Annotated in this window: 8 protein-coding genes; 5 read left to right on the top strand and 3 right to left on the bottom strand. The window is 45.1% G+C overall.

From position 1 onward, the window contains the following. The 3 genes from QUA45_RS19185 to QUA45_RS19175 form a co-directional block, all read right to left on the bottom strand. Nucleotides 1-1,993, bottom strand: a 1,993-nt coding sequence (locus QUA45_RS19185) for a tetratricopeptide repeat protein (protein ID WP_333221864.1), incomplete at its 3' end; no start/stop codon positions are given. A 470-nt stretch (nt 1,994-2,463) separates the two neighbouring features. Next, a complete protein-coding gene (locus QUA45_RS19180; RefSeq protein ID WP_333094779.1) occupies nt 2,464-3,069 on the bottom strand; it encodes a 50S ribosomal protein L25/general stress protein Ctc in 606 nt (201 codons plus the stop codon). A 183-nt stretch (nt 3,070-3,252) separates the two neighbouring features. Then, nucleotides 3,253-4,590 (bottom strand): adenylosuccinate synthase, encoded by a 1,338-nt coding sequence (locus tag QUA45_RS19175; protein ID WP_333094780.1) that lies wholly within the window; start codon nt 4,588-4,590, stop codon nt 3,253-3,255. A gap of 388 nt (nt 4,591-4,978) precedes the next feature. On the opposite strand from QUA45_RS19175, the gene QUA45_RS19170 reads away from it, so the two are divergent. From QUA45_RS19170 to QUA45_RS19150, 5 genes are all read left to right on the top strand, one after another. Then, nucleotides 4,979-6,016, top strand: coding sequence for an adenosine deaminase (locus QUA45_RS19170; protein ID WP_333094782.1), 1,038 nt, complete (start codon nt 4,979-4,981; stop codon nt 6,014-6,016). Between the two features lie 347 nt (nt 6,017-6,363). Further along, nucleotides 6,364-7,668 carry an aspartate aminotransferase family protein gene (locus QUA45_RS19165; RefSeq protein WP_333094783.1) on the top strand — a complete coding sequence of 435 codons (1,305 nt, stop codon included), beginning with the start codon at nt 6,364-6,366 and terminating at the stop codon, nt 7,666-7,668. 291 nt (nt 7,669-7,959) lie between these two features. Further along, nucleotides 7,960-9,438, top strand: a complete 1,479-nt coding sequence (locus QUA45_RS19160; protein WP_333221863.1) for a TldD/PmbA family protein — start codon at nt 7,960-7,962, stop codon at nt 9,436-9,438. Nucleotides 9,439-9,740: 302 nt separating this feature from the next. After that, complete coding sequence (locus QUA45_RS19155; protein ID WP_333221862.1) at nt 9,741-10,748, top strand: beta-1,6-N-acetylglucosaminyltransferase; 1,008 nt, start codon at nt 9,741-9,743, stop codon at nt 10,746-10,748. 253 nt (nt 10,749-11,001) lie between these two features. Next, on the top strand, nt 11,002-11,318 hold a 317-nt coding region (locus QUA45_RS19150; RefSeq protein ID WP_333221873.1), incomplete at its 3' end, for a PmbA/TldA family metallopeptidase.

Raw genomic sequence — 11,318 nt, 5'->3', positions numbered from 1 at the left:
GTTCCAGCTTCTCAAAAGCCGTTGCCATGTTGTAATAAGTCCACGGAAAATCAGGATTTAACTCGGCCGCGCGTCGGTAAACATCGATCGCTTCCTCCCACCTTTCCATTTCTAGCAGCGCGTCGCCCAATTTGCTCTGCGACCAGAAGAAATTCGGATTAACTTCGTTAGCACGCCGGTAGGCAACAACCGCCTCATCCCACCGTTCCAAATTCACCAGCGCTTCTGCTAAATTGTTGTGTGCCCAAAAATGGTCAGGATTGAGTTCGATCGACCTTTGGTAAGCCGAAATTGCCTCATCCCACCTTCCCAGTTTAATCAGCGCGTCTGCTAAATAGTTGTGCGACCAACTGAAATCTGGATTTAATTCTGTTGCTTTCCGGTAAGACTCTACAGCTTCTTCCCACCGTTCCAGCTTCAGCAGCACATCTGCTAAATTGTTGTGAGACCAGCTAAAATCTGGATTTAATTCGATCGCCTTGCGGTAGGCATTTACAGCTTCCTCCCACCGTTCTAACTTAACCAGCGATTCAGCTAAATTGTTGTGCGACCAAGAAAGATTAGGATTGTTTCTAATGGCATTAGTGTAAGCTTCTACCGCCGCTTCCCACTGTTCTTGACCCTTAAGAATTTCCCCCAATTCGTGATAAGCTGCGCCAGCATTTGGGTTCAACTCAACCGCGCGCCGGTAACACTCAATTCCCTTATCTACCTTACCTTGATCGATCAAAGTTTTGGCTAAATTCTCGTGTTCCTCAGCGGTGCCCGACTTGGGGTCGATCGCAAATGCTCGATACCAAGCCTCAGCCGCCTCCTCCGACTTGCCTAACTGCGTCAACAGTTTGGCAAAATTGCGAAAAGCACCGGCAAAATCTGGTTTCAGGGCGATCGCCTTTTCGTAAGCAGAAACTGCTTGCTGCCACTGTTCCTGCTGCGCGCAAATGCTGCCGTAATTAGCATAAGCTTCGGCAAAATTAGGGTTAATTTCTATTGCTTTGACATAGCAACTTTTAGCTTCATCAATTTTCCCGCCAGCTTGCAGGGCGTTGCCCAGCATTTTGTAAAGCGGCGCTTCCGGCTTAATTTGCAGTGCCTTCTTACAAGCTGCGATCGCCTGTTCCAATTTGCCCTGAGCAAAATAGCCTTCTGCCAGTATTTTGTATGCTTCTGGATCTTCTATATTAATTGTAGAATTAACTGCCTGCTGCACTGGCGACTTAACTGGCGGCTGCACTGGCGGCTTCACTGCCTGCTGCACTGGGGTTGCTGCGGGTTGCTGCTTAACTGCACCGTTTTTCGCAGTTGCACCCGCCAAAGTTTGCTGTCCCTCGCTGCCGTTTCTCGCATTAGCTGCGTTCAGTTCAATAGCTTTGCGATAATATGCTGTCGCTTCCTCTAACTTGCCTTGTTTTTTTAGCGCTTCGCCCAAATTTTGGTAAGCAGTCGCCACATTAGGATTTAATTTTATGGCGCGATCGTAACAAGCGATCGCTTCGGGGAATTTTTCCTGCCGAAAAAAAGCGTCGCCCATATTCAAATGTTCCCCAGGCGCTACTTTTTCCGGTTCCAAACTAAATGCTTGATACCAGCACTGCTGGGCTTCTTCCGGTCTGCTAATTTGTCCGAATACTTTTGCTAAATTCCGGTACACTCCCGCGAAATTCGGCTTAATCGCGATCGCCTTTTGATAAAATCCGATCGCCTCCTGCCATTTTTGCTGCTGCGCGCCAAGACTACCTAAATTCGCGTATACTTCCGCAAAATTCGGTTCTATTTCAATCGCTTTAGCGTACCAGTGTCGCGCCTCTTCCATCCTGCCTTGAGCTTGCAGCGCGTTGCCCAAAGTCTTGTAAGCTGGTGCAAAATTGGGGTGAATCTTCAAAGCTTGCTCGCAGGATGCGATCGCTTCTTCTATTTTTCCTTGGGATAAGTATGTTTCTCCCTGTTGGTTAAATTGAACCGCTGTTGATTCTGTATTCACTGTTGATGGCATATGGGCGGCGGCTCCAGAGGCAGGAATTAAATATGGTAGTCAAAACGTTTCACAATTATACTTGCGTTTGACATTAACAGTAGCGGGCTTGTTCCCCTAATTCTTAAGTTTTTTGATTCCCCGTGCTGGCGACCAACCGGGATTCTCGGCTATTTTTTTGATTTTACGGCTAAATATCTAAGAATCAGCACAGTTTCTGGCTGATTTGCGCGCCAGTTCCGACTCTTGTAGCTTCTGGTCGTCGATCGCCCCTTTTGTAAATAAAAGTAAACACGGCAGGTTCTTGCTTATGGGATGCTTTCTTGTGGGCTTGGCCAGGGAACCGCTCTAAAAAAATATTACAAGCGGCGCAAAATGTACGAGCAAACCCAAACGAGAATATCCTTTCTAGCAAAAAACGATCGCCCTTTTGGGAGAAAGCGATCGCCCTTTTTTTCAACCATTAGTTAACAACTATTAGCAATTACTAATTAAGCTGCTGCGGCTGCGTCTTCTTCTGCGTCTTCGGCTTCAGAACCTGCTTGAATTCCCAGCACGGTAACCACCACCTGATCGGGTTCGCCGAGAGCTACCACTCCCGCAGGCAAAACTAATTCGTGAATGTGCAGCGCATCCCCAACCTTTAAATTAGAAATATCTACTTCAATTGCTTCAGGAATGCTGTCAGGTTTGCACTTAACTGCCAGTTGCGTCAGCACGGTATCCAAGATGCCGCCTTCTAACTTGACGCCGACAGCTTCGCCGACAAAATTCAGCGAAACTTCAACTTCCAGACTGTCTTGAGTTGCCACGGAGAAAAAGCTCAGGTGGTAAGGATAGCCCTTCCAAGGATGAACTTGAACTTCACGCAGCAAGGTTTTTCCGCTCCAAGAGAGGTCGGGAATGCTGAGGTCAATTAGGGTATTGTTGACTGCGTGCTTTTTGAGCAGGTGTTCAACTGTTTTGGCTTTTATGGTAAGGGAAATGGATTCAGATCCTTTGTGCCCGTAGAGGACGGCGGGAATCAATCCAGAGCGGCGGAGGGCATTAGGTTTGGTGCCTTCTGCCCGCTTTTGACATTCTACTGCGAGTTCCATTTTATTACGTTCTGCTGATTGTTTTCACATTTTATCAAATTTATGCTACAGCGATCGAAGTTAATTAAATTCGCTGAATATTTGATAATAATTGGGAATTGGGAATTTGGCTATTCTCCGAATCTCTGCCTTTTCAACTCTCCCAATCTCCTCATCAATTTTTCCCAATCTAAAATCTCAAACCTAAAATGGTTTGGCGGGATGGCCGTCAGCAGAAAGCAAAGCGCGTTTCGGGCCGTGAATCGGGTCTTCTACAATAATAGTTTGGTCGCGGCTCGCGCCGAGAGAAACGATCGCGATCGGAACTTCCATCAAGTCTGCCAAAAACTTTAGATAATCCAATGCTTGCGGCGGTAAATCTTCCAAATTCCGGCACTCTTCCGTAGACTGTTTCCAACCGGGAAGGGTTTCGTAAATAGGTTTGCACCGAGCAAATATCCGGGAACTTTTCGGGAAATCAACACATTTTTCGCCGTCAATTTCGTAAGCAACGCAAACTTTTATTTCTTCTAATTCATCCAAAACATCGAGTTTGGTAATTGCCAGACAGTCAAGGCCGTTGATGCGGACTGCGTAGCGGCCGATTACTGCGTCGAACCAACCGCAGCGGCGTTTCCTGCCCGTTGTCGTGCCGAATTCTGCACCTCTCTCGCCCAAAACTGCTCCTATTCCATCTACCATTTCGGTAGGGAAGGGGCCTTCTCCGACGCGGGTTGTATAAGCTTTTGCTACGCCAATTACGCGATCGATCGCTGTTGGGCCGACTCCGGTTCCCACACAAGCCCCACCAGCGATGGGATTGCTCGAAGTAACGTAAGGATAAGTACCGTGATCTAAGTCTAATAAAGTGCCTTGAGCGCCTTCAAACAGAATATTTTTCCGCTTGTGAATTCCCTCATAAATCTTCAGGGAACTATCTACTACGTGCGGCCGCAAACGTTCGGCATAAACTCGATATTCATCAATTACGTCTTGCGGATTTAGAGGCGGCAAATTGTAGAGTTTTTCGAGAAGGACATTTTTACAATTAATCGTCCATTCCAATTGTTCTTGCAACCCTTCCAAGTCCATTAAATCTAGCATCCGAATGCCAGTGCGTTCCGACTTGTCGGCGTAAGTAGGGCCAATGCCGCGTCCCGTCGTCCCGATTTTATAATTTCCACGCTGCGTTTCCGATGCTACATCAATTAATCGATGATAGGGCATCGTTACGTGAGCCGTCTCCGAAATCATCAGGGAGGCCGTTGAAATATTCAGTGCCTCTAGCTGATCTAACTCTGCAATTAAAACTTTAGGGTCGATGACCGTACCGCAGCCGATGATACACTCTTTATCAGGGTAGAGAATCCCGGACGGAATTAAGTGCAGCTTGAAAGTCTGACCGTTTACTACCACGGTGTGACCGGCGTTGACGCCCCCTTGGTAGCGGACAACGATATCTGCGGATTTGCTGAGCAAATCGGTAATTTTGCCTTTTCCTTCATCGCCCCACTGGGCGCCGATCACAACTACGTTAGCCAAGGGTTTCTCGCGTTCAGTTCAGGTTGACACAAACTCTGATTATGTACTAACGTGTCCCGGATGTCAAATAAATTTTTGTTACAATTGAAAGACTTGAGGCTGTATTCCTCTCATCAGCCCACTTCCAGCACTATCAGGGGACTTGGGAAGGGAGAGCCAGGGGGAGAATGGGAGAGGGGAGAATGAGAGAGGATTTGATGAGTTTTTATGGAAATCCAATGTGCAGCTTAAATGTGGAACAGTTTACCTGCTGGAGGTTGTTGGCTGGTATGTGGGAAAACCCGGTTTCTGACCACTGATGCGTATAGGACTAAATTACAAATTCTTCAATCCTTCAATTCTTCAATCCTTCAATTCTTTCAATCTAAAATATAAAATCTAAAATCGCATGACTTTACACGCTGAGTTGCACCGCCATCTGGGTGGTTCTGTCGTTCCTAGGGTGCTGTGGCGGTATTTCGATCGCCACAATGCTGAGATGGTTAATCGATTTCCGAAATACTCGGAGTTTGAGGAGTTTTACACTCGTCCGCGCAATACTCTCAATGAGTATTTGGAACTGCACACGCTGGTAGAAAGCGTTCAAACTGTTGAGACTTTGCCTTATTTCATCTATCGGTTGATGCGGGGCGCTTACGTGTTTGAAAATCTGGCTTATTTGGAGTTGCGCTATACGCCTTATTTGCGGACTCCAGAACATTTGGAACAGTCAGAACGCATTGATTTGATGGCAGAAATTGTACAGGTTGTGGGCAAGGCAAGTCAAATTAGCGATTTTCCGATTGTTACTAGCCAAATTTTGTGTATGCACTCGCGTTTACCCTATGAGGTGAATCGGGCGATCGTAGATTTGGCGGCCGGGATGGGAGAATATGTTTGCGCGATCGATATAGCTGGCGGCGATGATTGTATTGGCGAGCGTTTGGAGGAGTTTGTCGGATTGTACCAGTACGCGAGGTCGATCGGCATCAAAACTACCGGCCACCTGTACGAAACTACCTCAGGCTGTTATCCCGAACTTCTGCCTTATCTGATGCGTATAGGTCACGGGATTCAAATTCCGTTAAAATATCCCGAATTGCTGCCAGAAGTCGCGCGCAGGGGTCAATGCTTGGAAGTTTGCCCGACTACCTATCTCAAAACGGGGACCTTGCAGGATATGCGCGATTTGAAGGTTGTGTTCGATCGATGTTTTGAAGCTGGTGTCGATATTGCCATTTGTACTGACAACGCGGGATTGCACAACGTGCGGCTGCCTTTTGAGTACGAGAATTTGTTAACTTTGGATATCATTGATTTTCGGCAGTTGCAAGCGTGTCAAGAGGCCGCTTTTCGCCATGCTTTCGCGTGGCCCTACGACGAGAGGCCTGTGAAAATGCTGACCGGTTTGTTGCAGCATGAGTCTGTGGAGGCGATCGTTAATTAAAGAATATCTATTTAATGAACCGCGAAGGAGCAAAGGAAGAGAAAGAAGAAGATATAGCAATTTTAAATGAGTCGTAAATTTTTACCCCACCCCAACCCTCCCCTTACTAAGGGGAGGGAGTAAGAAATTTACAAATGATTTAGGATTGCTATAGGTAGATGTCTTCAGGCAAAGACTCTACTTGCAAATAAGAAAAAGCTCTTTCTTCTCTTTCTTCGCGCTCTTTGCGTCTTCGCGGTTCGTTTAAAAGAGATCTTTGTAAAATTATAATAAGTTTCTGGCGCTATCCAATCGGTAGCAAGTTATAGTTTGAAGGCAGAATCATCAATATAAAAATATAAAAAAATATGACAAATATGGACGCTTACTGGATGCCCTTCACTGCCAACCGACAGTTTAAAGCGAATCCGCGAATATTGGTTTCGGCCAAAGATATGCACTTTACAACTGATGATAACCGCTCAATTTTAGATGGTACTGCGGGGCTGTGGTGCGTGAATGCCGGACACGCCCGCGAGACAATTGCCGAAGCAGTTAAACAGCAGGTTTTGCGTTTGGATTACTCTCCGGCTTTTCAGATGGGACATCCGGGGGCTTTTGAATTGGCGGAACGTTTGGTAAAGATGATTCCGGGCAATTTCGATCGCGTTTTCTTTACTAATTCGGGTTCGGAATCTGTAGAAACTGCTTTAAAAATTGCGATCGCCTATCACCGGGTGAAAGGTGAAGGAACTCGCCAAAGATTGATCGGGAGGGAACGCGGCTATCACGGCGTTGGTTTTGGGGGAATTTCTGTCGGGGGTATCGGTACAAACCGCAAGTTTTTTGGCAGTTTGCTCACGGGAGTCGATCATTTGCCTCACACTCACAATCTCGAACACAATGCTTTCAGCCGCAAACAACCGGAATGGGGAGCGCATTTGGCGGATGAATTGGAGCGGATTGTCGCTTTGCACGATGCGTCGAATATTGCAGCAGTAATTGTGGAACCAGTGGCTGGTTCTACAGGGGTTTTGATTCCGCCGAAAGGTTATTTGGAGCGACTGCGGGCGATTTGCGACAAATACGGAATTCTGCTGATTTTTGATGAGGTAATTACCGGATTCGGACGACTCGGTTCTAGTTTTGCAACGGAATATTTTGGGGTAGTTCCCGATATTGTGACGGCGGCGAAAGGGATAACTAACGGTACGGTGCCGATGGGGGCGGTGTTTGTGAAAGAAGGCATTTATGATGCTTTTATGAATGCTCCTGAAAATGCGATCGAGCTTTTTCACGGTTATACTTATTCGGGTCATCCTCTGGCTTGTGCGGCTGCTTTGGCGACGCTGGATATTTATGAGGAAGAAAGGTTATTTGAACGAGCCGATAAGATGGCTGGTTACTGGGAAGATGCGGTGCATTCTTTGAAGGGAGTGCGGCACGTAATTGATGTTCGGAATCTGGGACTGGTGGCAGGTATTGAGTTGGAATCTATTGCTGGGAAGCCGGGAAAACGGGCGTTTGATTGTTTCTTGCAGTGCTATGAAAAAGGGTTGCTGATTCGGACTACGGGTGATATTATTGCTTTGTCGCCACCGCTGATTATTGAGAAGGAAGATATCGATCGCCTTGTGGAAATTTTGACAGGGGTTTTGCAGGAGATGGAGTAGGATTTAACGAACCGCGAAGACGCGAAGGACGCGAAAGAAGAGAAAAAAGAAGATATTTTCAGGTAAAGAATCTACTTAGAAATGACATCAAATTCGTTGGCATCGGAATTATTAATCTCTCTCTTTTCTTCCTCTGCGCCCTCTGCGCCCTCTGCGGTTTAATCATTCCGAAACAACCGTAAACGATATGAGAAAGACCTCTCTCTTTCCTTCCTTAGCGTCCTTCGCGTCTTCGCGGTTTATTCAAATATGTTATAATAATTAACAACTAACGACGAATGACGAATAACTATGGTGCAATTAACTGCAAAAATCTCTGCTAACGAGTTAGCAAATTTGGCTGTAGATTTGATTCGGAAAACAGGTTGCGAGTACGGTGATGTACGTTTTTGCAGTTACCGAAGGCAGAATCTTTACGCGCGCGATCGATCTTTAAGTCAACTGTCAGATAATGTAAGTTCCGGTTTTGGCGTGCGAGTGCTTTTAGACGGCGCTTGGGGGTTTGCCGCCAGTCACAGCAAAACACCCGCAGAGGTTGCAAGAATAGTCGCTTTGGCTGTAGAAATCGCTAAAGGCAGCCGCTTAACTCAAAAGGAACCGGTGCGGTTGGTGCCTGTGGAAAAATATGTTGATACCTACATTACTCCCATCGCCATTGACCCTTTTTCTGTACCCGTTGCTGACAAAGCTGAACTACTGCTAACTATTAACGAGAAGCTGCTAGCACACGGCGCACAAGGCATCAAAAAAGCTTCTTCTTTTTTGCAGTCCAGCCGGGAAGACAAGGTTTTTGCTTCCACAGAAGGCTCGCTAATCGAACAAACAATCTACCGCAGCTATCCGGGTTTTGACTGTACGGCAATTGCGGGCGGCGATGCCCAAAGTCGCAGTTACGAACGCCCGCCGATGAATATCGGTTACGAACATATTAATCCCGATGATTTGTTGAGTCAAGTCGAAAGAGTTGCCGCCGAAGCTATTGAGAAAGTTCGCGCTCCCAAAATCCCTGCTGGTATTTGCAAATCCCTGATTCTTATGCCAACAAATTTGTATTTGACAATCCACGAATCTGTAGGGCATCCAACAGAATTAGACCGGGTTTACGGCTACGAATCTAATTTTGCTGGCACGAGCTTTGCTACTACTGATAATTTAAATAAACTGCAATACGCTGCACCTTGGGTGAATTTTAAGTGCGATCGCACTCAACCAGGTGGTCGCGGTACAATGGGTTACGATGATGAGGGCGTAAAATCACAAGAGTGGTACGTTGTCAAGGATGGAATTTTAGTTGATTATCTCACTGACAGAGAGACGGCTTATCGCCTCGGACGCGGTAGCAGCAACGGTTCTGCTTACGCTGACAGTTGGTCGAGCGTGCCGATGGTGAGAATTCCCAATTTGGGATTGGAGCCGGGCCCGGATGGCGGCAGCCATACTGCTACTTTGGCAGAGATGATTGCGGATACGGAAGACGGGATTTTAATCGACGGTATGGGTAGTTATTCGATCGACCAGCAGCGGCGCAATTTTCAATTCGGCGGCGATGCTTTTTGGAAGGTGGAAAAAGGTAAAGTTGTCGGTATGTTGAAGGATGTAACTTATCAGGCGATGACTACTGATTTCTGGAATCAAATAGATGCGATCGGGCCGGCTTCGGAGCTGGTTCAGTGCGGTACTAATATATGCGGAAAGGGCGAGCCGATGCAGGTTGCTCAAATGACTCACGCTTGTGTGCCGGTGCGAGTGAGGGATATTCAAATTGGGTAATAGGGCATGGGGCATGGGGCATGGGGCATCGGTTCTTAGTTATTAGTTAATTGCTAACAATGCCCAATTCGCAATGCCCAATTCGCAATGCCTAATTACCAATCATGATTGTAACAACATCGCCCGCAAGTTTAAGTGAAGACCAGCCTTATATGTAATAGAAAAAGCAGTCAAACAATCGGAAGCAGAGGAAGTATTTGTCAGTCTCTCTACTAGCGAGGAATCTCTTTCGAGATTCTCGGAAAATCAAATCAGCCAAAATATCAGTAAAACTGTATTTAACCTGAGCATTACTAGCTATTTTGGCAACAAAAGCGCCTCTGGTGCTGTTACAGAATTTGATGAAGAAGCACCTTACAAAACAAAAACTAAAAATTTACTTACCTCTTGAGGAGTTTTTTATGAAAATAGCATATATAGTTTTGGCACATAAATATCCAGAACAATTACTGCGTCTTATTTCTACGCTGAACACAGATGATGTTGCATTTTTTGTACATATAGATAAAAAAGTCGATAATACAATTTATCATCAGATATTTAATCTACTAAAGGATTTTCCCAATGTCTCTTTTATAAAGAGATACAAATCAGCCTGGGCCAGCTTTGAACTTGTAAAAGCTACTCTTGAAGGGATTAAATCAATAGTCGAAACAGGTACCTACTTTGATTATGTTGTCCACTTATCGGGTCAAGACTATTTGATTAAATCAAATGAACATATCGCGAAGTTTTTGCAAGAGAATAAAGGGAGAGAATTTCTAGAGAATTTTCCACTACCTTGTAGTAAATGGAAAGGTGGCGGCTTAAGAAGAGTAGAATATTGGCACATCCGCTGGAATGATATACATTTTTGTATTCCAGAAAAGCGCGAGTTTAAATCTCCTATTGCATCTTTCTTATATTCAGTTTTGATTTTGCCTTTACCTAAAAAGCGGAAATTTTTTGAAAGCTTTCCTCTTTATGGAGGTTCTTTTCATTGGTGCTTAACAGGAGAATGTGTAAAATGGATCGATGATTTTGTCAAGCAAAACACCAACTTTGTTAATCGTTTTAATTACACTTATTGTGGAGATGAAATATTTTACCAAACGCTGATTTTAAATTCACCTTTTAAGGACAAGATAATTAACGATGACTTGAGATATAGAGATTGGGGGGATGATGTTAACGCACTCCATCCGAGGAATTTAGAGAAAAAGGATTTTGAAAAGATTAGGGAATCCGACAAATTATTCGCCAGGAAGTTTGATATGACTATAGACCCAGATATATTAGATATGATTGATGAAATGATATTGACCAAATAAGATTTTTACCCAAACAGATGATTAGGACCCCCAAGAGTCAGAAATCCTATTCATCTGCTAACAAAGCTGTCCTATAACCTATAAATTTTGTGGAGCCAAGGCATTTACCTTAAGTTAGATTATTATTTTTGAGACTTAGGATTAAAACCAGCTACTATGGTGAGCAGTCTGTTTTATGTTGTGAGTAAAAAAATAAATCCCAATTCCCTACGCCCAATTAGCAATTAGCAATTACCAATTAGCGATTACCATCATGACTTTAACAACATCGCCCGCAAGTTTAAGTGAAGACCAAGCCTTATCTGTAGTAGAAAAAGCAGTCAAACTATCCAAAGCAGAGGAAGTATTTGTCAGTCTCTCTACTGGCGAGGAATCTCTTTCGAGATTTTCGGAAAATCAAATCAGCCAAAATATCAGCAAAACTGTATTTAACCTGAGCATTACTAGCTATTTTGGCAACAAAAGCGCCTCTGCGGCTGTTACAGAATTTGATGAAGATGCGATCGCCTCCGCAGTCAAGCGATCGGAAGAATTGGCCCGAATTGCGCCGGCAGACCCCGAATGGATGCC

The sequence above is a fragment of the Microcoleus sp. Pol12A5 genome (assembly GCF_036701435.1).
Taxonomy (GTDB): Bacteria; Cyanobacteriota; Cyanobacteriia; order Cyanobacteriales; family Microcoleaceae; genus Microcoleus.
This window is presented reverse-complemented; position numbering and strand designations above follow the sequence as displayed.